The 21,216-nt window shown below is 58.2% G+C and carries 19 protein-coding genes; 11 read left to right on the top strand and 8 right to left on the bottom strand.

Going from position 1 to position 21,216, the window contains the following annotated elements; all coding sequences use genetic code 11:
• The first annotated feature begins 12 nt into the window (after positions 1-12).
• A complete protein-coding gene (gene ppnP, locus KHU33_RS12095) occupies positions 13-327 on the top strand; it encodes a pyrimidine/purine nucleoside phosphorylase (RefSeq protein ID WP_211463122.1) in 315 nt (104 codons plus the stop codon).
• Between the two features lie 167 nt (positions 328-494).
• On the opposite strand, the gene murB is transcribed toward ppnP, so the two are convergent.
• The gene (gene murB / locus KHU33_RS12090; RefSeq protein WP_211463120.1) at positions 495-1,526 is read right to left on the bottom strand and encodes a UDP-N-acetylmuramate dehydrogenase; all 1,032 of its coding nucleotides are present in this window, start codon (positions 1,524-1,526) and stop codon (positions 495-497) included.
• Between the two features lie 193 nt (positions 1,527-1,719).
• Between murB and KHU33_RS12085 the strand changes: the two genes are divergently transcribed.
• Positions 1,720-2,205 carry a YajQ family cyclic di-GMP-binding protein gene (locus KHU33_RS12085; protein ID WP_211463118.1) on the top strand — a complete coding sequence of 162 codons (486 nt, stop codon included), beginning with the start codon at positions 1,720-1,722 and terminating at the stop codon, positions 2,203-2,205.
• 109 nt (positions 2,206-2,314) lie between these two features.
• Entirely contained in the window at positions 2,315-2,965 is a 651-nt protein-coding gene (locus tag KHU33_RS12080) for a retropepsin-like aspartic protease family protein (RefSeq protein WP_211463116.1), read from the top strand.
• A gap of 130 nt (positions 2,966-3,095) precedes the next feature.
• On the opposite strand, the gene aroG is transcribed toward KHU33_RS12080, so the two are convergent.
• The gene (aroG, locus tag KHU33_RS12075) at positions 3,096-4,163 is read right to left on the bottom strand and encodes a 3-deoxy-7-phosphoheptulonate synthase AroG (protein WP_211463114.1); all 1,068 of its coding nucleotides are present in this window, start codon (positions 4,161-4,163) and stop codon (positions 3,096-3,098) included.
• Positions 4,164-4,460: 297 nt separating this feature from the next.
• Entirely contained in the window at positions 4,461-5,666 is a 1,206-nt protein-coding gene (locus KHU33_RS12070; RefSeq protein WP_211463113.1) for an MFS transporter, read from the bottom strand.
• A gap of 237 nt (positions 5,667-5,903) precedes the next feature.
• Here KHU33_RS12070 and KHU33_RS12065 point away from each other — a divergent pair, with 237 nt between their 5' ends.
• The 5 genes from KHU33_RS12065 to KHU33_RS12045 all read left to right on the top strand — a co-directional run bounded on the left by KHU33_RS12065 (position 5,904) and on the right by KHU33_RS12045 (position 9,478).
• On the top strand, positions 5,904-6,689 hold the full coding sequence (locus KHU33_RS12065; RefSeq protein WP_407928277.1) for a 2OG-Fe(II) oxygenase: 786 nt from the start codon (positions 5,904-5,906) through the stop codon (positions 6,687-6,689).
• A gap of 10 nt (positions 6,690-6,699) precedes the next feature.
• Entirely contained in the window at positions 6,700-7,353 is a 654-nt protein-coding gene (alkB, locus tag KHU33_RS12060) for a DNA oxidative demethylase AlkB (protein WP_211463111.1), read from the top strand.
• Positions 7,354-7,367: 14 nt separating this feature from the next.
• Positions 7,368-8,003 carry a DNA-3-methyladenine glycosylase family protein gene (locus KHU33_RS12055; RefSeq protein WP_211463109.1) on the top strand — a complete coding sequence of 212 codons (636 nt, stop codon included), beginning with the start codon at positions 7,368-7,370 and terminating at the stop codon, positions 8,001-8,003.
• A 99-nt stretch (positions 8,004-8,102) separates the two neighbouring features.
• The gene (gene ada / locus KHU33_RS12050; RefSeq protein ID WP_211463107.1) at positions 8,103-9,188 is read left to right on the top strand and encodes a bifunctional DNA-binding transcriptional regulator/O6-methylguanine-DNA methyltransferase Ada; all 1,086 of its coding nucleotides are present in this window, start codon (positions 8,103-8,105) and stop codon (positions 9,186-9,188) included.
• Positions 9,185-9,478 (top strand): Ada metal-binding domain-containing protein, encoded by a 294-nt coding sequence (locus KHU33_RS12045; protein ID WP_211463105.1) that lies wholly within the window; start codon positions 9,185-9,187, stop codon positions 9,476-9,478. Before ada ends, KHU33_RS12045 begins: the two co-directional genes overlap by 4 nt.
• 8 nt (positions 9,479-9,486) lie before the next feature.
• On the opposite strand, the gene KHU33_RS12040 is transcribed toward KHU33_RS12045, so the two are convergent.
• Positions 9,487-9,861 carry a cupin domain-containing protein gene (locus KHU33_RS12040; protein ID WP_407928276.1) on the bottom strand — a complete coding sequence of 125 codons (375 nt, stop codon included), beginning with the start codon at positions 9,859-9,861 and terminating at the stop codon, positions 9,487-9,489.
• A 116-nt stretch (positions 9,862-9,977) separates the two neighbouring features.
• Between KHU33_RS12040 and KHU33_RS12035 the strand changes: the two genes are divergently transcribed.
• Positions 9,978-10,580, top strand: coding sequence for a nucleotidyltransferase domain-containing protein (locus KHU33_RS12035; protein WP_211463103.1), 603 nt, complete (start codon positions 9,978-9,980; stop codon positions 10,578-10,580).
• Entirely contained in the window at positions 10,561-10,995 is a 435-nt protein-coding gene (locus KHU33_RS12030) for a hypothetical protein (RefSeq protein WP_211463101.1), read from the top strand. The genes KHU33_RS12035 and KHU33_RS12030 overlap by 20 nt, the downstream gene beginning before the upstream one ends.
• A gap of 4 nt (positions 10,996-10,999) precedes the next feature.
• On the opposite strand, the gene KHU33_RS12025 is transcribed toward KHU33_RS12030, so the two are convergent.
• From KHU33_RS12025 to KHU33_RS12010, 4 genes are all read right to left on the bottom strand, one after another.
• Complete coding sequence (locus KHU33_RS12025) at positions 11,000-11,470, bottom strand: GNAT family N-acetyltransferase (RefSeq protein ID WP_230414211.1); 471 nt, start codon at positions 11,468-11,470, stop codon at positions 11,000-11,002.
• 16 nt (positions 11,471-11,486) lie between these two features.
• A complete protein-coding gene (gene tldD, locus KHU33_RS12020; protein WP_211463099.1) occupies positions 11,487-12,947 on the bottom strand; it encodes a metalloprotease TldD in 1,461 nt (486 codons plus the stop codon).
• 155 nt (positions 12,948-13,102) lie between these two features.
• Positions 13,103-13,924: a carbon-nitrogen hydrolase family protein gene (locus tag KHU33_RS12015; protein ID WP_211463089.1), complete on the bottom strand. Its 822-nt coding sequence runs from the start codon at positions 13,922-13,924 to the stop codon at positions 13,103-13,105.
• Positions 13,925-13,967: 43 nt separating this feature from the next.
• A complete protein-coding gene (locus KHU33_RS12010) occupies positions 13,968-18,161 on the bottom strand; it encodes a YhdP family protein (RefSeq protein ID WP_230414210.1) in 4,194 nt (1,397 codons plus the stop codon).
• A gap of 296 nt (positions 18,162-18,457) precedes the next feature.
• On the opposite strand from KHU33_RS12010, the gene glnE reads away from it, so the two are divergent.
• Positions 18,458-21,214: a bifunctional [glutamate--ammonia ligase]-adenylyl-L-tyrosine phosphorylase/[glutamate--ammonia-ligase] adenylyltransferase gene (glnE, locus tag KHU33_RS12005; RefSeq protein ID WP_211463085.1), complete on the top strand. Its 2,757-nt coding sequence runs from the start codon at positions 18,458-18,460 to the stop codon at positions 21,212-21,214.
• Positions 21,215-21,216 lie beyond the last annotated feature (2 nt).

Raw genomic sequence — 21,216 nt, 5'->3', positions numbered from 1 at the left:
AAAGAACTCAACATGACAACTCAATTCGACAATGTCACTGTCCTCAAGCAAGGCAATGTCTATTTCGACGGCAAATGCATTTCTCATACCGTCGTTTTCGCCGACGACAGCAAGAAGACGCTGGGCGTCATCCTGCCGTCATCGCTGACGTTTAACACCGGCGTCGCTGAAATCATGGACATTACCAGCGGCAGCTGCCGCGTGCGCCAGAAAGATCAGCAAGCCTGGACCACGTACAACGGCGGCGACAGTTTTGATATCCCGGCCAATTCCAGTTTCGATATCGAGACGCTGGAAACCGTGAACTACGTTTGCCATTACGCCTGAAACTTGCGAAAAAACACGCAAAAAAAATGCCCGTGATGCAATCGCATGACGGGCTAAATCCATTACTTAGGGAGTGTTGGATGTGAGACACGGCAGAGCTTAACGCCGCGATGTGACATCAATATGACTTGATAGCGTTAAATCGCTGACGAAACGCCCTCACTCCCTCAAATAAAAATCGGTTCCGGCTCCAGCGCCACCCCAAATCTGGCCATCACATCGGCTTGCACCGCTTGCGCCAGGCGCACCACATCCCGGCCGCTGGCGCCGCCGCGGTTGACCAGCACCAGCGCCTGCTTTTCATAGACGCCGGCAGCGCCCAGGCTTTTTCCTTTCCAGCCGCACTGATCGATGAGCCAGCCGGCAGCCAGCTTGTAACCACCGTTAGGCTGCAGGTAATTCACCAGTTGCGGATGTTGCGCCAGCAAGACATTGCGTTGCGCCGCCGTCACGATCGGATTCTTGAAAAAACTGCCGGCGTTGCCGATCACCGCCGGATCCGGCAATTTGCGGGTGCGGATTGCGATCACCGCATCGCTGATATCGCGCGCGCTTGGCTGCAGCAATTCGCGCGCAGCCAGCTCTTGTGCGACATCGGCGTAACGCAGATCGGGCTGCCAGCGTTTCGGCAGGGCGAAGGTGACGTCGAGCACCACCGCCCTGTCGCGCAGGCTGTGCTTGAACACACTGTCGCGATAGTCGAAAGCGCAGGCGTCCCGGTTCAGAGTCAGGATTTCGCCGCTCTCCATATCGAGTGCGGTCAATCCGTGGAAGCGCTCTTGCAGCTCGACGCCGTAAGCGCCGATGTTCTGGATCGGCGCAGCGCCGACGCTGCCGGGTATCAGCGACAGATTTTCCAGCCCGGCCAAGCCCTGCTTCAACGTCCATAACACCAGCTCATGCCAGTTTTCACCGGCTGCGGCGCGCACATAAACCGCATCCTCGTCTGCGCCGGCAATCTCCCGCCCGCGATTGCACATATGCAACACCAAACCAGGGAAATCCTGAGTCAGCACCAGATTGCTGCCGCCGCCCAGCACCAGGCGCGGCAAACTTGCCATATCTTGATCAAACCTGAGTGCCTGCAGAGTTTCCAGCGAAGTGACCGGCAGATAGGCATGTGCGTTGGCATCGATACCAAAGGTATTGTGCCGGCGCAGCGAAAAGTCGAATTGAAGCGGAAGTTTGGAGATAGTCATAGCACCGGGATTATAAACTTAAGTCACTGCGGCCAGCGGCTGGCCCGAGCGCCGGAAGATAGACAGCCGAACAAGAAAATAGCAGCGCCAGACCGACACCTCGGGTTTCTTGTCCGCTAAAATGCGCATAGCTCGACGGCCGCTCGCAATACAGACGGCCGGCTTTGTTTGAACATACTGAAGGAATATCACCATGCCATCATTCGATACCGTATCGGAAGCCAATCTGGTCGAAGTAAAAAATGCCAACGATCAAGCCAACAAGGAAATCTCGACCCGCTTCGACTTCAAGGGCAGCGACGCCCGCATCGAGTTGAAAGAACGCGACCTGACCGCTTACGCCGACTCGGAATTCCAGTTAAGCCAGGTACGCGACGTGCTGACCGCAAAACTGGTCAAACGCAATGTCGATACGCGCTTCCTCGACATCGGCAAGATCGAAAAGATCGGCGGCGACAAGGTCAAGCAAGTCATCAAGATCAAGAACGGCATCGAAGCCGAGGCCGCCAAGAAGATCGTCCGCATCGTCAAGGACAGCAAGATGAAAGTCCAGGCCAGCATCCAGGGCGACGCCGTGCGCATCACCGGCGCCAAGCGCGACGACTTGCAAGCGGCGATGGCGATGTTGCGCAAGGAAGTGGCCGATTTGCCGCTGGAATTCAATAATTTCCGTGACTAAATTGTAGCGTGGCAACATATAGGGTTATCATCCACCTGCTGTTGCCAGCTGACCAAGCTATCGGCATTACGGCGCTATCTCAACCTCTTGCCAGGAAAGTCGGACAACCATGCGCCCGCTTGCTTTAGTCACCCGCGTCACCAGCCTGTTTTTACTTGCTTGCATTACTGCTGCGGCACAAGCTTCCGATATCGGCGTGGTCGGCCTGTTCCCGGGCAAGGCGGTGCTGGTGATTGACGGCTCCTCGCCCAAGACCTACGCAGTCGGCAGCAAAATCACCGACGATGCGAAGCTGGTGGAAGCCAACAGCGCCACCGCAACGCTGGAGGTCAAAGGCAAGCGGCAAGTCATCGGCATCGGCGAATACGTCAGCCGCAGCGCCCCGGGCGCCTCTTCCAGCGTTACCCTGAAAGTCAATCCGCAAGGCCATTTCGTCGCACAGGCCCAGATCAACGGCGCCATGATGACCATGCTGGTCGATACCGGCGCCACCATGATCGCACTGTCGGCTTCGGACGCAACCCGGTTGGGCGTCGATTACAAAAAGGGCAGGATGACCATGGTCAATACCGCCAACGGCGCGGCGCCGGCGTACATGGTCAAGCTGAATACCGTCAAGATCGGCGATATTGAAATGAATCAGGTCGACGCCCTGGTGCAAGAGGCCGGGCTGCCGTTCGCGCTGCTGGGCATGTCGTTCCTGAACCGCACCGAGATGCGGCGCGAGGGCGAGATGATGGTGTTGACCAAGCGCTTTTGATTTTAGGTCCGTTGGGGCAGGATACCTCGAATAACTTCCATTGCGTCATTCCCGCGCACGCGGGAATCCATTTTAGGCAGTAATTTGGATCCCCGCGTTCGCGGGGACGACGGAGTTTTTAGCGGTCACCTTAAGCTGGGCTGGCATTCAGCAAACGGCGTTGTTTTACCGCTTCTGCCAAGCCTTCCAGCAGCGTCACGCTTTCTTCCCAGTTGATGCAACCGTCGGTGACCGACTGGCCATAGACCAGTTCCTTGCCCGGCACCAGATCCTGGCGGCCGGCGATCAGATGCGATTCAACCATCACGCCGACGATACGGCCGTCGCCGGCAGCCACCTGGCGGCCGATATCGGCGCATACCGGAATCTGGTTTTCCGGTTTCTTCGAACTATTGGCGTGCGAAGCATCGATCATCAGGCGCGACGCCAGGCCGCTGTTGGCAATATCCTTGCAAGCGGCGTCGACGCTGGCGGCATCGTAATTCGGCGCTTTGCCGCCGCGCAAAATGATATGGCAGTCTTCATTGCCGTTGGTCGACACGATCGCCGAGTGGCCGCCCTTGGTCACCGACAGGAAGTGATGCGGCTGCGAGGCGGCCTTGATGGCGTCCACCGCAATCTTGATGTTACCGTCGGTGCCGTTCTTGAAACCGACCGGGCATGACAAGCCGGAAGCCAGTTCGCGATGCACTTGCGATTCGGTGGTACGGGCGCCGATCGCACCCCAGCTGATCAGGTCGGCAATGTATTGCGGGCTGATCACATCCAGGAATTCGGTGCCGGCCGGCAGACCCAGTTCGTTAATGTTCAACAGCAGCTCGCGCGCCATGCGCAGGCCGTCATTGATGCGGAAGCTGTTATCCATGTACGGATCGTTGATCAGGCCTTTCCAGCCGACCGTGGTGCGCGGCTTTTCGAAATAGACCCGCATCACGATTTCCAGTTCGCCCTTGAGGCGCTCGCGCTCGCCTACCAGACGATGTGCGTATTCCATGGCAGCCTTGGTATCGTGGATCGAGCAGGGTCCGATCACCACCATCAGGCGGTCATCCTGGCCATGCAAGATGCGATGCAAGGCAATCCGCGAATTGGCGGCCGTTTCGGCCACTTTCTCGGAGCAGCCGAATTCACGGATCAAATGTGACGGTGGAACTAATTCTTTCATTTCTCGTATGCGCAAATCATCGGTGCGTAGCATGTTTTTCTCCTGGCTCAAAATTGACTGGGTATAAAAAAACCGCCATCGCTGGCGGTTTTTTAGAAATTTCGGTTTGCTCTTTACTTACGAACGCTTACCGCTTTTCACCGCCGTGGGGCTGGAATAGCTAAAGTAAAAAAAGAAATAAGCGCGTGCGAAAGACATGGTTTTAAGTAAAGGATTATTAAAATCAAGACCAATAGTGCAGGATTTCCAGAAGTTTGGCAAGGCCCGTATTACCACATTCTTTATGTGCAACAAGACAATGCCGGCCAGCCAAAGCCTCTGGCTACCTCATCAATGCATGGCAACCGCGTGTTGCGAACTGACGATGGGCGCGATGCCGTCGCGCCGGTCCAGCCGCCCTGCCAGCGTGGTCAGGCCCAGTGCCGCCAGCACCACGATAGCGCCGATCCAAGGGGTTGCCATCAAACCGAGATGGCTGACGATCAGGCCGCCGCCCCAGGCGCCCAAGGCGATACCGACATTGAATGCAGCGATGTTCAGACCCGAGGCGACATCCACCGCACGCGGCGCATGGCGTTCCGCCTGTTGCACCACATACACTTGCAAGCCCGGCACATTACCGAAGGCGAAAGCACCCCACGCCAGTACGGTCAGGACCGCCAGCCAAGGATTGGGCGCAGTAAACGCCAGCACGAACAAGACTGCCGCCAACAAGACAAACACGATTTGCAATGCGCGTATCGGTCCCTTTTTATCGGCCAGCTTGCCGCCCCAGATATTGCCGAACGCCACCGAGACGCCGTACACCAGCATCACCAGGCTGACGGTGGATGCTGAAAAACCGGAGATTTCCCGCAAGATCGGCGCCAGGTAGGTAAAGGCGATGAAGGAACCGCCATACCCCAGGGCGGTGATCGCATACACCAGCAGCAGCCGCGGTTTCTTCAGGACGGCAGCCTGAGTCAGCAAGGATGCCGGCTTGCTGCTGGCAATATTGTTCGGCACCAGGATCCAGCTGCCGATAAACGCGATCACGCCAAGCAGCGATACCGCCAGGAAAGTCGATTGCCAGCCAAATGTCTGGCCGATGAACGTGCCGAGCGGCACGCCGGTGACCAAGGCGACTGTCAGCCCGGTGAACATTAGCGCAATTGCGCTGGCCGCCTTTTCTTTCGGCACCAGGCTGGTGGCGATGGTCGATCCGATCGAGAAGAACACGCCATGCGCCAGCCCTGTGAGCACGCGTGCAGCCATCAACGCTTCGTATCCCGGCGCCATCCATGCGACCAGGTTGCCGATAGTAAACAAGGCCATCAAGCCCAGCAAAAGGTGCTTGCGCGGCACGCGGCCAGTCAAGGCTGTAAGTACCGGCGCACCCACCGCAACGCCCAGAGCATAGAGACTGACCAGCAGGCCGGCCGAAGGAACGGAAACCCCAAGACTGGCGGCAATAGTTGGGATAAGGCCAACGATAACGAATTCTGTCGTACCGATGGCAAAAGCGCTAAGTGTAAGCGCCCAAAGTGCGAGTGGCATGACGATTTTCCTATTTGAAGTTTGACGCCATGCAGTTTGATAGCCGCAGCGACAAAGAAAAACCACCCTGCCCACAATACATATTTGACCTAAAATCAAAAATAAACTTCATTTAATGCTGATTACTCAGTAATTTTCTTGCAAAACAAGATGATTCCCGAATTTGACAGCAAGAGTCGGGGTGCAGCACCTCGGTAGCCTGCCTACACTCAGTTCAGTTAAACAGATACAGAGGAAATGATGAGCACGTTGCGCGATACTGCAGATCTGCTTAAAGCTGCGCCTGATACGAACCACGTCGCCGGTCACTACGATTCGTCTATCGCAGAACGGCTGCAGCGGGTAGCCTGGGAAAACGTCGAGCGCGATCTGGACCACTACGGCAATGCGCTGCTACCAAAGCTATTGACGCCTCAGGAATGCCAGGCTTTGGTCGCGCTGTACCCGCGCAACGATATATTCCGCAGCAGAGTCGTGATGGCGCGCCATGGTTTCGGACGCGGCGAGTATAAATATTTCAGCTACCCCTTGCCCGATCTGATCGGCGACTTGCGCAGCGCGCTCTACCCGCGACTGGCGCCTATCGCCAACCGCTGGCACCAGAGCATGAACATCGACACCCGCTTCCCGCAGCAACATGCCGAATTCATCGCCCGTTGCCATGCTGCGGGCCAGCTGCGGCCAACCCCGTTGCTGTTGCAATATGGCGTCGACGATTACAACTGCCTGCACCAGGATCTGTACGGCGAACATGTGTTTCCATTGCAAGCGGCGATCCTGCTGTCCGAACCGGGCCGCGATTTCAGCGGCGGCGAATTCGTGATGACCGAGCAAAGGCCGCGCATGCAGTCGCGCCCCGAAGTGGTTCCCCTGACCCAAGGCGATGCGGTGGTGTTTGCAGTCCACAATCGCCCGGTGCCAGGTCAGCGTGGCGCTTATAGAGTAAATTTACGACATGGCGTCAGCCGCATCCGCTCCGGATCGCGGCACACGCTGGGCGTGATTTTCCACGATGCTTTATGAAGACCATCGCATGACTTTAGATTTGTTTGACACCCTGGAACAGCCCGATCAACGCCAGCAGCAACTGACGCAAAACGCCTTTGTATTGCGCGCTTTCGCCACTCCGTATGTAGTGCAACTGCTGCCGGCGCTGGCAGCTATCCAGCAAGCATCGCCGTTCCGGCATATGGTGACGCCCGGCGGCTTTCACATGTCGGTCGCCTTGACCAATTGCGGCGCCCTCGGCTGGACCAGCGATCGCCGCGGCTATCGCTACAGCGCTATCGACCCTGAGCATGGCCGCCGCTGGCCGGCCATGCCCGAGATTTTTTTACAATTGGCGCAAGCCGCAGCAGCGCAAGCCGGTTTCAACGGTTTCACACCTGACGCTTGCCTGATCAACCGCTACCAGCCAGGCACCAAGCTGTCGCTGCACCAGGACAAGGATGAACAAGACTACTCCGCGCCGATCGTCTCCGTCTCGCTAGGCATTCCTGCGATATTTCTGTTTGGCGGCCACCAGCGCAACGATAAGGCGCTGCGCGTGCCGTTGTTCCATGGCGACGTCGTGGTCTGGGGCGGCGCCGACCGGCTGCGTTATCACGGCGTGCTGGCGCTGAAGGAAGCCGAGCATCCTCTGCTTGGCAGGCAAAGAATCAATCTCACTTTTCGCAAGGCCGCGTGATGTTAGGCTCAACCATGATCGCAGCAGACATATCAGAACGTGCTTATCGCAAAGCAGAAAAATTCCTGTCGGCGCTGGACCCCGACTGGGCGCGCCACATAGCCTATATCGGCCCCTGCCGCCACGCCTCCAAGCCGGCGCGTGAACCCTATGAAGCATTGGTACGCGCGATTGCTTATCAGCAGTTGCACTCTCGCGCCGGCGACGCCATCCTGGCCCGCATGCTGGCGCTGTTTGGCGACACTCGCTTTCCGACTGCGCAGCAACTACTGGATACGCCCACCGACATATTGCGCGGCTGCGGCTTCTCCGCCGGCAAAATAGCCACCATCCACGGCATTGCACAAGCCGCCCTGGAAGGTATCGTTCCGCTACGCGCCGAAGCGCTGACACTCAGTGACGAGGCTCTGATTGAACGACTGGTCAGCCTGCGCGGCGTCGGCCGCTGGACTGTCGAGATGCTGCTGATCTACACATTGGAGCGATCGGACATTTTGCCGGCCGACGATTTCGGCGTGCGCGAAGGCTATCGACGCCTGAAAAACCTGCAACAGACGCCGACTAAAAAACAGATCAGCGAAATCAGCCTAAGCTGGAGCCCTTATCGCACCGTAGCCGCCTGGTATTTGTGGCGTCTGCCAAAGAACTAAATAAACTATTTGAATTTGAAAGCAAGACTCGGAGTGCTGTTAGCCAGGCGAGGCAATAAAGTAAGGCTACAACATTCAATTGGAAGTCAGGAAGTCAATATGCGAACACTCACACAACACCAGCAAACCGGTAAGCAAGCCGCCGAATCCGATCCGCGCTGGGCTGCAGTGCAGGCAAGAGACGCAGCTGCCGACAAACTGTTTGTCTATGCCGTCAAAACCACCGGCGTATATTGCCGCCCCAGCAGCCCGACACGCCTGCCGCGTCCGGAAAACGTCGAGTTTTTCGATACGCCGGCGGCGGCCGAAGCGGCCGGCTACCGGCCCAGCAAACGCGGCGCCGATCAAACCTCGGTAGCGGCCCATCACGCCGAACTGGTGGCCGCCGCCTGCCGCAGCATCGAAAACGCACTGGAACTGCCGAGCCTGGAAATGCTGGCTGCCGAGGCCGGCCTCAGCTTGTTTCATTTTCACCGCGTGTTCAAAGCCGTCACCGGACTGACGCCCAAGGCTTATGCCAACGCCCACCGCGCCAGGAAAGTGCGCGACCATCTCAGCCGCAGCCATTCGGTGACAGAGGCGATCTACGACGCCGGTTTCAATTCCAACAGCCGTTTCTATGAAGCTTCGGGCAAGGTGCTGGGCATGACGCCGAGCGACTATCGCGCCGGCGGCGCCAACACCGATATCCGCTTTGCCATCGGCGAATGCTCGCTGGGCGCGATCCTGGTGGCGCAAAGCGATCGCGGCGTCTGCGCCATCCTGATGGGTGACGATCCGAATGCGCTGGCGCACGACTTGCAGGATAAATTCCCGCGCGCCCATCTGATCGGCGCCGACCACGATTTCGAACAACTGGTGGCGCAAGTGGTAGGTTTCATCGAAGCTCCTGCCCTGGGCCTGGATTTACCGCTGGATGTGCGCGGCACTGCATTCCAGCAGCGCGTTTGGCAAGCGCTGCGCGACATTCCGGCAGGCAGCACCACCAGCTACGCCGAAATCGCCGCTCGCATCGGCTCGCCCAAGGCCGTGCGCGCCGTAGCGCAAGCCTGCGCTGCGAATAGCCTGGCGGTGGCGATTCCCTGCCATCGCGTGATACGCAGCGACGGCAGCGCCTCGGGTTATCGCTGGGGCGTGGAACGCAAGCAGGCGCTGCTGCAACGAGAACAAAGCAACAGGAAATGAATACCGCCGGCAAGAACAAGAAATGGCGGCTCACCGCCGCCGACGGCAACAGTTATGACAGCGATCGCCCGGGTGGACTGGGCGGCCACCGCCGCAGCCGCATCTACGGCCGCCTGGATTGCCGTGCGGCGCTACAGGCAATCGCCAAAGGCGGCTACGTGAAGAATCGCGTGTTTTTTCTCAACCAGGCCGATGCGCAAGCCGCCGGCTATCGGCCCTGCGCCGTCTGTCTGCCGCAAGACTATGCGCGCTGGAAAGCACAGAAAAACCTGGCAGCTTCATGCCGCTAAGCCTTGCATCACAACGGACGCAATTGCTCGGCCAGCGAACGCGTTTTTTCGCTCACTACATCGCCGGTATGCAAGGTGGATTTACGTTCGATCAGCATCAGGTGGCACTCCTGCTCCGCCACCGGGTTATGCCTTACGCCTTTGGGAACCACAAACATTTCACCCTCGCCCAACTCAACCACGCCATCTTCCATTTCAATGCGCAGATGGCCTTTGAGAACCAGGAACAACTCATCTTCATGTTCGTGGCTATGCCAGGCCAGGGAACCTTTGACTTTGGCAACCTTGACATAAGAATCGTCGACCTCGGCGACCACGCGCGGCGACCAGTGTTCTGTCAGTGATGCGGCTATTTGTTGGGGCGACGTAGCGTTTGACATCATTTTCCTTTCGGCTGCGGTTTCAATAGGTAGCGAACACGATGCATTCATCAAATATGAGGGAGTCCAAGGCTCAAAACAACTTTACAATACCCAAATAGGGTATTAACATTCCATTTATGGGTATCAACTCAATCGGGTTAGCGGATGCACTTTTCTCAAAAGTACAACAACGGGTACTAGGGCTGCTGTTCGTCAATGCGGATCGCAGCTTTTATACAAACGAGATTGTACGTTTTGTTGACTCAGGAATCGGCGTTGTACAACGCGAATTGGAAAAGCTGGCCGCATCAGGATTGGTCACGACCAAAAAAATTGGTAATCAGAAGCACTATCAAGCCAGTCGCGACGCGCCGATTTTTGATGAGTTGCGCGGCATCATGTTGAAAACCGCCGGCCTTTCCGATATTTTGCGCGCCGCGCTATTGCCGCTATCCGATAAAATCCAGACGGCCTTCATTTATGGCTCAATCGCCAAAGGCAGCGATACGGCAAACAGCGACATCGACCTATTCATCATTAGCGATGATTTGGCCTATGCTGATTTGTACAGCTTATTAAGCGCCAGTGAAGCGAGACTTGGTCGACCTGTGAATCCCTCGATTTATTCCATGCAGGAGCTGCGACGCAAACTGGCTGAGGACAATGCTTTCGTGTTGCGCGTACTGGAACAACCCAAGATTTTTTTGACAGGCTCTGTCGATGACCTCCCAAAATCTTGAAAACCTGGTCAAGACCGGCAATCTGAAATCCGAACCGGCCAACCAAGGCGAGTTCAACGGATTACAGCGCTCCGCAAAAGCCCGGCTAACCGATTCCGCCAATACAAGCCTTGCGATTGAAAGCCGTTTTGACTTGGCTTATAACGCATCGCATGCACTGGCTCTAGCGGCTCTGCGCTGGCATGGCTATCGCTCAGATAATCGCTATATCGTTTTTCAATGCCTGGAACACACGCTAAATGTAAAGCCGGAAATCTGGCGCGTGCTGGCGCAATGCCATCAGCGACGCAACGTCGCCGAATATGAAGGCCGTCTCGAAGTGAGCGATCAACTGCTTGCCGAGTTGATTGCTGCGGCAGATTTATTGCAAAAGAAAGTTGCAGCAATGGCGCCGGTCAAGCCTGCGCCTCCATGAGGGACTACAGCGCAGGCGGCGCAATCATATGAATATGTGAAATACCGTCTTCATCGTACAGCTCGCCAACCGGCTCGAAACCGAAGCGCGCATAGAAACGCTGCAGATGCGCTTGCGCACCGATCTTGACGTTATACCCCGGAAATAATCTGGCGGTTTGCACCATCGCCTGCTGCATCAATTCATTGCCGCCGCTCTTGCCGCGCAACTCGGGGGCAGTCACGACCCGTCCTATCGACGGCAAGTCAAACGCTTTACCCGGCGGCACGATGCGTGCGTAGGCGCCCAGCTCGCCATCCGGCAAATAACCGAAGCCATGCCAGGAGTGCAGATCGATGCCGTCGGCGTCTTGAAATACGCAGGTTTGCTCCAGTACGAACACACGCTGCCGCAATTGCATCGCTGCATACAATTGCACAGTGCTCAAATCCTGGAACGGCAGCCAGCGCCATTCCATCATGGTTGCTTGCGTCATGCCTTAAGCCCTGCCCTTAAGCCGTGCCGCCGACGGTCACGCCGTCGATGCGCAAGGTAGGCTGGCCGACACCGACCGGTACGCTCTGGCCTTCCTTGCCGCAGACGCCGACGCCGGGATCGAGCTGCATGTCATTGCCGATCATGGAGACCCGGTTGAGGACGTCCGGACCGTTGCCGATCAAGGTCGCGCCCTTGACCGGATAGGTGACCTTGCCGTTTTCGATCATATAGGCTTCGCTCGCCGAAAACACGAATTTGCCGTTGGTGATATCGACCTGGCCGCCGCCGAAATTAACTGCGTACAAACCGTTCTTTACCGACGCCAGGATCTCTGCCGGGTCTTTGTCGCCGGCCAGCATGTAGGTGTTGGTCATGCGCGGCATCGGCAGATGGGCAAACGATTCGCGCCGTGCATTGCCGGTCACCGGCATCTTCATCAGGCGCGCATTCATGGTGTCCTGGATATAGCCTTTCAGGATGCCGTCCTCGATCAGCGTGGTGCATTGGCTGGGATTGCCTTCATCGTCGATGTTGAGCGAACCGCGGCGATCGGCAATCGTGCCGTCATCCACCACGGTGACGCCCTTGGCCGCCACGCGCTCGCCGATGCGGCCGGAAAACGTGCTGGAACCCTTGCGATTGAAATCGCCTTCCAGGCCATGGCCGATCGCTTCGTGCAGCAGGATGCCCGGCCAGCCAGGTCCAAGCACCACGGTCATCGGGCCGGCCGGGGCCGGCCGTGCATCCAGATTCACCAGCGCCGAAGCAACTGCATCGGTGGCGTATTGCTCCAGCAAGGCATCGCTGAAATAACCGTAGCTATAACGGCCGCCACCGCCGCTGCTGCCGGTTTCGCGGCGGCCGTTCTGTTCGACGATCACCGTCACCGACAATCGTACCAGCGGCCGGATATCGGCGGCAATCACGCCGTCGCTACGCGCCACCAGCACCACATCGTATTCTGCGGCCAGGCCAGCCATCACTTGCACCACGCGCGGATCCTTGGCGCGCGCCATGCGCTCTACCCGTTCCAGCAATTTGACTTTTTCGGTGGCGTCCAGCGAGACCAGCGGATCGTGCGGCAGATACAGGGAACGGCCGCCGCTTTGTTGCATGCCGGCGGCGATCTTGATCTTGCCGGCGCCCTGGCGAGCGATGGTGCGGGTTGCTACCGCCGCATCGTACAAGGCACTCTCGGAAATCTCATCGGAATATGAAAAAGCAGTCTTGTCGCCGGAAATCGCGCGTACGCCGACGCCCTGGTCGATGGAAAAACTGCCGGTCTTGACGATGCCTTCTTCCAGGCTCCAGCCTTCGCTCTTGGTGAACTGGAAGTACAGATCGGCGTAATCGACCTTGTGCGTGAACATGGTCCCCAGCGCCTTCAGCAAGCTCGATTCGTCGAGGCCGAACGGGGTCAACAGAATGTCGCGCGCAATGGCTAAAGTGCTTAGGTTTGGTTCAAATGGTTTCATGGTATTTCGGCTTTGCAATGGTGTAATGCGGATTGTAGAGCATCCGCCTGAGTAGCGTGCATGGCGGACCAGGGCGGGAGCACTTACGCCTGGTCCCGCCCTATGCAGATGAGATGGAGATTTATTGCCAGCAACAATATTTTCTTACCAACAAACTATAGTTTGCGGTGCAGCAACGCCGGCAAACTGGCCCGTACTCCCTTAAGGAAGTGGGGGTCGATGCTGCCGCTGACAAGGCCTTCGCCTTCCGCCAGCACCGATTTAATTTCACCCCAGGGGTCGACCAGCATGCTATGGCCCCAGGTGCGGCGGCCGTTGGGATGCTTGCCGCCCTGCGCCGCCGCCAGCACATAACACTGGTTTTCGATGGCGCGTGCGCGCAGCAAGGTTTCCCAATGGGCCTTGCCGGTGGTGTAAGTAAACGCCGCCGGCACTACGATCAGGGTGCAATCGCCCAGCGCCCGGTACAACTCGGGGAAACGCAAATCGTAGCAAACCGACAAACCGACCTTGCCGAACGGCGCCTCGAAGCTGCCGGTGTTCTTGCCGTAGACGATGGTGCGCGCCTCGTCGTAGGATTCTTCGTCTTTGCTGAAACTGAACAGATGGATCTTGTCGTAGCGGCTGATTTGCCGGCCGTCAGGGTCGTAGACCAGGGTGGTGTTGAGCACCTTGCCGACCTCATCGGCGATCATCGGCAAGGTGCCGCCGATCAGCCAGACGCCATGCTCCCTTGCCAGTTGCGCCATGAAGGTCTGGATCGGTCCTTCACCCAGGATTTCGGCGCAGGTCAGCTTGTCGGTATCCTGCATGCCCATGATGGGCCAGTATTCAGGCAGCAACACCATTTGCGCGCCCTGCCCGGCGGCCTCGGCGACCAGGCGCCGCGCCGTGTTGAAATTTTCTTCCAGCACCGGCGTCGATACCATTTGAATCGCGGCGACGTTGAAACTGGCTGAGCTGGGTGCTTGACTCATGGTTCTGAACTCCTGCGCTGGGGCGATAACTAAGGTGATAAATTTAGCGGCCGGACGACAGATCAGGCGTAGTTGCTGCCGGCACTTCGGTCTTGTGATCGAGCTTGGTCACGACCGGATCGGTCCAGCCGCCGGTAATATTATATTCAAAGGTGAAAGCTCTCATCAGCGGATCGCGCAAGAACAACTGCGCCAGGAAGGTGCCGATGCCGATCACCGGATTGATCGCCAGCGCCACCACCGAGGCCGTGCCGGCATTGATTTCCGGCAGCACCGCCACATGCAGATCCTGGGTTTCACGGGCAATATCGGCGACGCCGTCCATCAACACCGTGGCGCTCACACCGCGCATCTTGAAATTATCGGTATGCGCCTTGCCCTGGGCGATCGAGGCAGTGCCGACCACGCTATCGAAGGCGAAACCCTCAGAGAAAATATCGCGGAAATCCAGGGTCAGGCGGCGCGGCAAGGACTGCAAACTCAAGACCCCCAGCAACTTGGCGGCGCCGGGATCGACTTTCAGGAACTGGCCTGCCGCCATATCCAGGTTCAGCTGGCCGGACAGCGATGGAATATCCATGGTGAACGGCAAACCCTTCCAGCTGACCTCGCCATCCATGCGTCCTTTGGCGGCGCGCAGCACATGCGCAAAACCGAAGCGGTCCAGCAGCTTGCCGGCATCGGCGATATCCATGGCGTAAGTCAGGCTGGTGGTGTTATCGCCGTTGACGGCGGTCCATTTGCCCTCGGCCTTCAATTCCGCATCGGGATTCTTGATCGACAACTTATTGATGCGCCATTCGTTGCCGACATTGGCGCGCACGTTGTTGGCGCTCAGCTCAAGCCGTCCCAGTTTCTTGCCGAGCAACTGGAAATCCTCGGCGACGATGTCCAGCCCCGGAATCTGGGTAGAGCCGCCTTTGCCTTCCAGCACCTCGCCGACATCCGACTCGCCGCCTTGCGGAATGATCAGCGACGACAGACGCGCAGTGACTTTGCCAAGGCCGTGGCCCGACGGCGATGCGCTCCAGGTCACGTAGCCTGAAGCCTGCTTGGAATCGATGTTGACCTGCCAGGCGTTTTTCTGATGCGAGGCGCCCAGCACCACGTTGTCCAGCGTCTTACCGAGCAAGATCAACTGATTGGCCCGGGCCGACACCAGATTCGGATCGGCATACTGCGCCAGGCCAGACAACGATTCTTCACCGGTTTTAACAGCGCTATCCTCACTCAATGCCCCAGCCAGGTTGTTCCAGGCGTCGAGATTCAATGTCTTGGCATTCAGATTGATCGCCACGCCGCTGTCCGGTTCCGGCGCCGGGGTATTGATGCCGATGCCGCCGCGCAGTATTTTCCAGTCGGCTAGTTTGCCGTTTTCGGCGACATTCTTGTTGAGCGGTTTCTGCCGCTGATAACGAGCAACGATGGCCGACCCCAAGGCCAGCTTGAGCTCGTCACGCGCCATTGCCGTATCGTCGGAAGCCATGCCCAGCCATTCGAATTTGAGCGGCATCATTTCGCTGGCGCTCTTGCGCAAGGGTTCCGGAAAATCCAGGCCTATGCCTTGCATGCTGGATTCGACCACCAGCTCGGGATGGTGATCGCGGATCGCAACGGTGGCGTTGTAACGACTGCTGCCGCTGGCGTGCGACAGCAGCTTTTGCATCGCTGCGCCTGGATAAAGAGCACGCAAACCGTCCACGCCGGCGCTGCCTTCAATCTTGATCAGGGTCTGGCGATCGGCCTGGGTGCCGCCGCTGGCTTGCACCGGCCCGCCCAGCAAACTGCCTTTGACGCCATTCAGGTTGAAGCCCTTTTCGTTGAATTCAAGCTGGCCGGTGGCGTTGGCGATAGGCGGGATGATCTTTTGCAAGACCACGTCGTTGTTCAGGAATTGCAGCGCGCCGGTCACTTTGCTATCGAAGCCATGGGACAGCGGTATTTGCAGATTCAATTGCAACTTGGCGTTGCCTTTGGCTTGCGACTCGCTGGTAAAACCGTCGATCCAGTGCAGCACCGGGCTACTGTTGGTGAACTGCACAAAATTCTGCAAAGCGCCGGCGGCGCTGCCGTCGATCAGCAGCATCTCGTCATGCGATGACAGGTCAGGCACCGTCGCGGTCACATCGCTCACCGTCACCGCTGAAGTTTGCGCGGTGGCGGCCTTGATCTGCAAACGCGTGCGATCCAGTGCAAACGTGCCCTCTATCTTTTCCAGCAAGGGCCACAAGGGCTGCTTGCCATCCTGGCCGAAATGGCCCGGCTCGTATTCCAGCGTGCCGTTTTCGATTTTTCCGGCGACGCTGAATTCGCCTTTGGGCTTGGCGTTGGCTGAGTCCGTGCGGAACGGGAAATCGGCCAGGTCGCCCTTGATCCTGATCGCGACGTCCTTTGCCTTGCCTTCCTTGAGTGCGCCGACCAGCCAGCTGCGTAAATGCTCAGGGGTGTGTATCGGCAGATAACTGCCGATCTTTTTCAGGTCGAACTCGCTGATGCTGCCAGTAAAATCCATCACCCCCAACGCCACGCCATGACGCTCTTGCAAGGGCAACAGGTGGCTGCCCGACAGCGATCCGGCCAGACCGTCCTGGACAAAATTCATGCTATCGATTTGCAGCAGCACGTTCTTTTGCTGGAAACTCCAACGCGCCTGCATATCGAGCTTGTCGAAAGGCAGCAAGGGCGTCTCGAAATAGCCGGGCAAATTCAGCTGCATTTTTTCCGACGCCAGCTTCAGGCTGCCGCCGTCCTGGTTGGCGTTGATGCTGCCGCTCAGATTATCGATCCCGGGAATCCCCGGCACCGCCGCTTGCGCCGGCTGGCTGGCCGTCTTCGGCTGCGCCGCGCGCGGCGCCTGGGCATTGATGGTCAAACCGGCGAAGCTGCCTTTGGCGCTGTACGACGCGATCGCCGGATAAGCGCCCTGCCATTGCGCGGCAAAATCGCGCAGCTGGCCGCGTGGCGCGAAATCGTTGATCATCTTGATTTGCGCCGCAGTCAGGGGCAAGCGCTGGACAAAGCTGGCCAGTGTCTGCAAATCCAGTTGCTTGGCCTGCAAGCTGTATTTTTCCGCTTGCTTGCCCTGCGCCGGCAGATAGGATTCGCTAATGGTGGTACGCGGAAAACTCAGGCCGTCAGCCGTTTTCAATGAAAAATCGGTGAGCGTGACGGCATGGCCGTTGGCGCCGAAGGTCGGCGCGCCATCCTGTGGCGCCGGCCCCAGTTCTTCATGTGCGGAGACACGTCCGCTGACATTTTCCAACGCCAGCAGCTGCAAATCGGGCCGCAGTCGCACCGCCAGATCCTTCAGTTGCAAATCGGCAGTAAAGTTGCGCACCTTGGCATGATCCAGATTGAGCCAGGCTTGCACCGCGCCCTTGCCTTGATTGACTTCAAAGGGATAGTCGAAATATGGCTTCCATACCGTCAGATCGGTATCGTGCAGATTAGTGTAAAGGGTGCCGGTCCAACGCTTGACATCAGTGATCTTGCGGCTGAATACCGGGTGAACAAAATTCGCTCTCACATCCAGCGGCGCCGCAAACGATGCCGGCGGGGTCGCCCGTACCGACAATTGGTGGCGGCGCCAGCGATTCTGCAACACCAGATCGATATTGGTCAGGGTCAGTTCCGGCGCCTTGCGCAGATTGTCGCGCCAGCGCAGCTGACCGTTGCGAATCACTACCTTGCGCTGAGACAACAGCCACTCGGCGCCAGCGTCGTCATTTTCTTGTTTGGAATTGACCAGAATGCCGGCGACGAACAGATTGCCTTGAGCGTCGCGCTCGACTTGCAGGTCGGGCTTGTCGATCTCCAGCGTAGCCAGCCTGACGCCGCCCACCAGCGCCGAACGCCAGGAAACAGTGGCCGCCACCTGCGGCAAAGTCAGCGCCGGCCGGCCGCTTTTATCGTGGACCACAACGTTATCCAGCACCAGATGCGGTTGCAAACCATGCCAGGACGCCTGGATCTCGCCTATCGAAATCGGGTTGCCCACCGCCTTGCTGACGACCTGCTCGACCTCCGCCTTGTAGTAGCCGACATTCGGCAACACCACATAACGCAAACCGAGGAACAGTCCGCAAAACAGGAAATACGCCACGACCAACAACGTCAACAAGGCCCCCAGCAGATGGTGGGTAACCAGGTTAAGGTGTCTGTAAGTGGCAATTCCGGCGCGCCAGCAAATGGCAAGCTTGCTAGCCGGCGGCGGAATTTTTGCTTGTTCTTCCAACATCAATCAGAATGGGTAAAATTAATCATTGTGAGACAGAGTTCAGGAGCCGCCAAACCAAAGTTGCGGCGAATTACTCTGCACTCTGCCCCCAACTGACCAGGGATAGGAAGTAAAATAAATCGGCTGCATCTGATCGATTCCAGATTGGCAAGCTGTTGATGTTCGACTAGCTGCCAGACCATATGTTCGCATGGATCAGCATACGTTTAGCTAAAAAAACAAAAAGGCCGTGGATCAGCTTCCCATTTTCTTTGAATTTTGCGCCAATGCCCCTTTAAATCCGTGCCCCTACCCCTGTGACTCCATCCTTATTAAACAGTACCGCCGCCTCACGCTATTTTTCACGCTGGGTCAATGCCGAAGCCGGACGCGCCGGACGGATCGCAGAGTTGGCCGAGCCGGCAACAAGATTAACCGTCAGCCCGATGCTGCTCAGGCAATTGTTACAAAAAGAAACAGATGCCGGCATGCCTCTGCCGCGCGCCATGCGCCGCCTGCGCAACCTGCTGGTGTGCACCCTGATCGAACGCGATTTGCGCGGGCTGGCCGATCTGGACGAAGTGGTTAGCGCGGTCACCAGCTTCGCCGAATTTGCGGTGCAAACTCACCTGGCTGCGCTAACTGCCGACATGGTGGCTCTGTACGGTACGCCGCTGGGCGAGGAGTCGGGCCAGCCGCAGGAGCTGATCGTGCTAGGCATGGGCAAGCTGGGCGGCTGCGAACTCAATGTTTCTTCCGATATCGACCTGATTTTCACCTATGCGGAAGATGGCGACACGCAAACCACCAACGCCGGCCAGCGCTCGCTGTCGAACCATGAATTCTTTACCCGGCTCGGCAAAAAACTGATCGGCGCGCTGTCTGAGATCACCGAAGACGGCTTCACCTTCCGGGTCGACATGGCGCTGCGGCCGAATGGCGCCTCGGGGCCGCTGGTCGCCAGCTTCAATATGGTCGAAACCTATCTGGTGACCCAGGGCCGGGAATGGGAGCGCTATGCCTGGTGCAAAGCGCGCGCCTTGACTGGCCGTCCGGATGACATCGCCATCCTGGAAAACATCAGCCGGCCGTTCGTGTTCCGGCGTTACCTGGATTACGGCTCGATCGACGCCATGCGCTCCATGCATGCGCAAATCCGCACAGAAGTAAAACGCCTGGAAGCGCTGCATCCGGAGCGCAGCAACAACGTCAAGCTGGGACGCGGCGGGATCCGTGAAATCGAGTTCCTGGCGCAAGTGTTCCAGCTCATCCGCGGCGGCCGCGATTACGATTTGCGGGATCGCTCCACCCGTGCCACGCTCCGCACCCTGGCCGCTAAAAACCTGCTGGACGCCGAGGTGGTGGATAAATTGCTGGCAGCCTATGATTTCCTGCGCAATCTGGAACACCGCCTGCAATACCTGGACGATGCGCAAACCCATACTTTCCCCACCAATGAGGCGGATTGCCTGATCATCGCCCAGACCATGGGTTTTGCCGATGTGCCCTCATTGATGCAAGTGCTCGACCGGCATCGCACCCTGGTCGACGCCCAGTTCGACGACATCTTCAAGGATAAACAGCATGGCAGCCCCAGCCAGAAAGACTGGGACGACTGCGACAATGTGCTGCATACGCTAAGCGAAACCGACAGCCGCGAAACGATTGCCCTGGTATTGACGCATTGCGGCTTCTCCGATGCCTCGGCGGCAGCGCAGCGGCTCGCCACCACCTGGCAATCGACGCGGGTGCAAAACCTGCCGGTAGCCAGCCGCACGCGCCTGCTGGCCCTGGTCAATGCCGCGTTGCCGGCGGTTGCCGCCATTCCCGAGCCCGAACGCCACCTGCCTACCCTCAACCGCTTGCTGGATTTTCTGGAGGCGATTGCACGCCGCGCCGCCTACCTGGCGCTGCTGACCGAATATCCGGCCACCCTGCACCGCGTGATCCGCATGATCAGCGCCAGCGACTGGGCCGCCAAATACCTGACCCAGCACCCTATCCTGCTGGATGAACTGCTGGATCCGCGCAGCCTGAACGCAGCGCCGGACTGGCCGCTATTCGCCCAGGAATGCCGGCGTCAGCTTGAAACGGCCCCCGGCGATACCGAACGCCAGATGGATATGCTGCGCGAAATGCATCATGCGCAACAGTTCCGCCTGCTGGCGCAGGATCTGGAAGGCATGCTCAGCATCGAAGCGCTGGCTGATCACTTGTCGATCCTGGCCGACATCCTGGTGGCCGCCACGGTGCAAGCCATCTGGAACATGATGCCGGGCCGCCATCGCGAAACGCCGCGCTTCACCGTCATCGCCTACGGCAAACTGGGCGGCAAGGAACTCGGTTATGTCTCCGATCTGGATGTGGTGTTCCTGTATGAAGATGACGACCAGGACGGCCCCGCCCTCTACGCCAAGCTGGCGCAGCGTTTCATTACCTGGATGACCAGCCATACGCCGGCCGGTATTTTGTTCGATATCGATATTGCCCTGCGCCCCGACGGCGCCAGCGGCCTGCTGGTGTCTTCGTTCGGCAAATTCGAAAAATACCAGCGCGAATCAGCCTGGCTGTGGGAGCACCAGGCTCTGACCCGGGCCCGCTTCTGCGCCGGCGACGCGGCTATAGGAGAACGCTTCGAAACCTTACGCGTGGAAGTATTGCGCCAAGTGCGCGACGCCGAACAGCTGCAACGCGAAGTGCTGGAAATGCGCCAGAAAATGCGCGACGCCCATCCGAACCGCAGCGATCGTTTCGATCTCAAGCACGATGCCGGCGGCATGATCGATATCGAATTCCTGGTGCAATTCCTGATCTTGCGGCATGCCGCCGCCTACCCGCAACTGACTGCGGATATCGGCAATATCGCCTTGCTGAAACTGTGCGGAGAATTGGGCTTGATTGATGCAGTGTTGGCCAACGCGGTGGCCGACGCTTACCGGACTTTCCGCAAATTGCAGCATCAAGGCCGCTTGCAGGGAGAAGAAAGAGCGCGGGTGACGGCAACCCGCATAGCCATCGAAATCTCAGTGGTGAAACAATTGTGGGCCGAGACTTTCAGGATCGCGGGAGCATGAAA

Source organism: Collimonas silvisoli, from assembly GCF_018305005.1.
In the GTDB taxonomy this organism is placed as follows: Bacteria; Pseudomonadota; Gammaproteobacteria; order Burkholderiales; family Burkholderiaceae_D; genus Collimonas; species Collimonas silvisoli.
The sequence above is the reverse complement of the archived record's forward strand: the minus strand, read 5'-3'. Positions and strand labels throughout refer to the sequence as shown.

What these genes read in the sequence shown, in the direction of transcription:
- KHU33_RS12035 (WP_211463103.1), top strand. Translation starts at nt 9,978, where the DNA reads ATGGGTATCAACTCAATCGGGTTAGCGGATGCACTTTTCTCAAAAGTA.
- alkB (WP_211463111.1), top strand. Translation starts at nt 6,700, where the DNA reads ATGACTTTAGATTTGTTTGACACCCTGGAACAGCCCGATCAACGCCAG.
- KHU33_RS12040 (WP_407928276.1), bottom strand. Translation starts at nt 9,861, where the DNA reads ATGATGTCAAACGCTACGTCGCCCCAACAAATAGCCGCATCACTGACA.
- aroG (WP_211463114.1), bottom strand. Translation starts at nt 4,163, where the DNA reads ATGCTACGCACCGATGATTTGCGCATACGAGAAATGAAAGAATTAGTT.
- KHU33_RS12015 (WP_211463089.1), bottom strand. Translation starts at nt 13,924, where the DNA reads ATGAGTCAAGCACCCAGCTCAGCCAGTTTCAACGTCGCCGCGATTCAA.
- tldD (WP_211463099.1), bottom strand. Translation starts at nt 12,947, where the DNA reads ATGAAACCATTTGAACCAAACCTAAGCACTTTAGCCATTGCGCGCGAC.
- KHU33_RS12045 (WP_211463105.1), top strand. Translation starts at nt 9,185, where the DNA reads ATGAATACCGCCGGCAAGAACAAGAAATGGCGGCTCACCGCCGCCGAC.
- KHU33_RS12010 (WP_230414210.1), bottom strand. Translation starts at nt 18,161, where the DNA reads ATGTTGGAAGAACAAGCAAAAATTCCGCCGCCGGCTAGCAAGCTTGCC.
- KHU33_RS12085 (WP_211463118.1), top strand. Translation starts at nt 1,720, where the DNA reads ATGCCATCATTCGATACCGTATCGGAAGCCAATCTGGTCGAAGTAAAA.
- KHU33_RS12080 (WP_211463116.1), top strand. Translation starts at nt 2,315, where the DNA reads ATGCGCCCGCTTGCTTTAGTCACCCGCGTCACCAGCCTGTTTTTACTT.
- ppnP (WP_211463122.1), top strand. Translation starts at nt 13, where the DNA reads ATGACAACTCAATTCGACAATGTCACTGTCCTCAAGCAAGGCAATGTC.
- ada (WP_211463107.1), top strand. Translation starts at nt 8,103, where the DNA reads ATGCGAACACTCACACAACACCAGCAAACCGGTAAGCAAGCCGCCGAA.
- murB (WP_211463120.1), bottom strand. Translation starts at nt 1,526, where the DNA reads ATGACTATCTCCAAACTTCCGCTTCAATTCGACTTTTCGCTGCGCCGG.
- KHU33_RS12065 (WP_407928277.1), top strand. Translation starts at nt 5,904, where the DNA reads ATGATGAGCACGTTGCGCGATACTGCAGATCTGCTTAAAGCTGCGCCT.
- KHU33_RS12055 (WP_211463109.1), top strand. Translation starts at nt 7,368, where the DNA reads ATGATCGCAGCAGACATATCAGAACGTGCTTATCGCAAAGCAGAAAAA.
- KHU33_RS12030 (WP_211463101.1), top strand. Translation starts at nt 10,561, where the DNA reads ATGACCTCCCAAAATCTTGAAAACCTGGTCAAGACCGGCAATCTGAAA.
- KHU33_RS12070 (WP_211463113.1), bottom strand. Translation starts at nt 5,666, where the DNA reads ATGCCACTCGCACTTTGGGCGCTTACACTTAGCGCTTTTGCCATCGGT.
- KHU33_RS12025 (WP_230414211.1), bottom strand. Translation starts at nt 11,470, where the DNA reads ATGACGCAAGCAACCATGATGGAATGGCGCTGGCTGCCGTTCCAGGAT.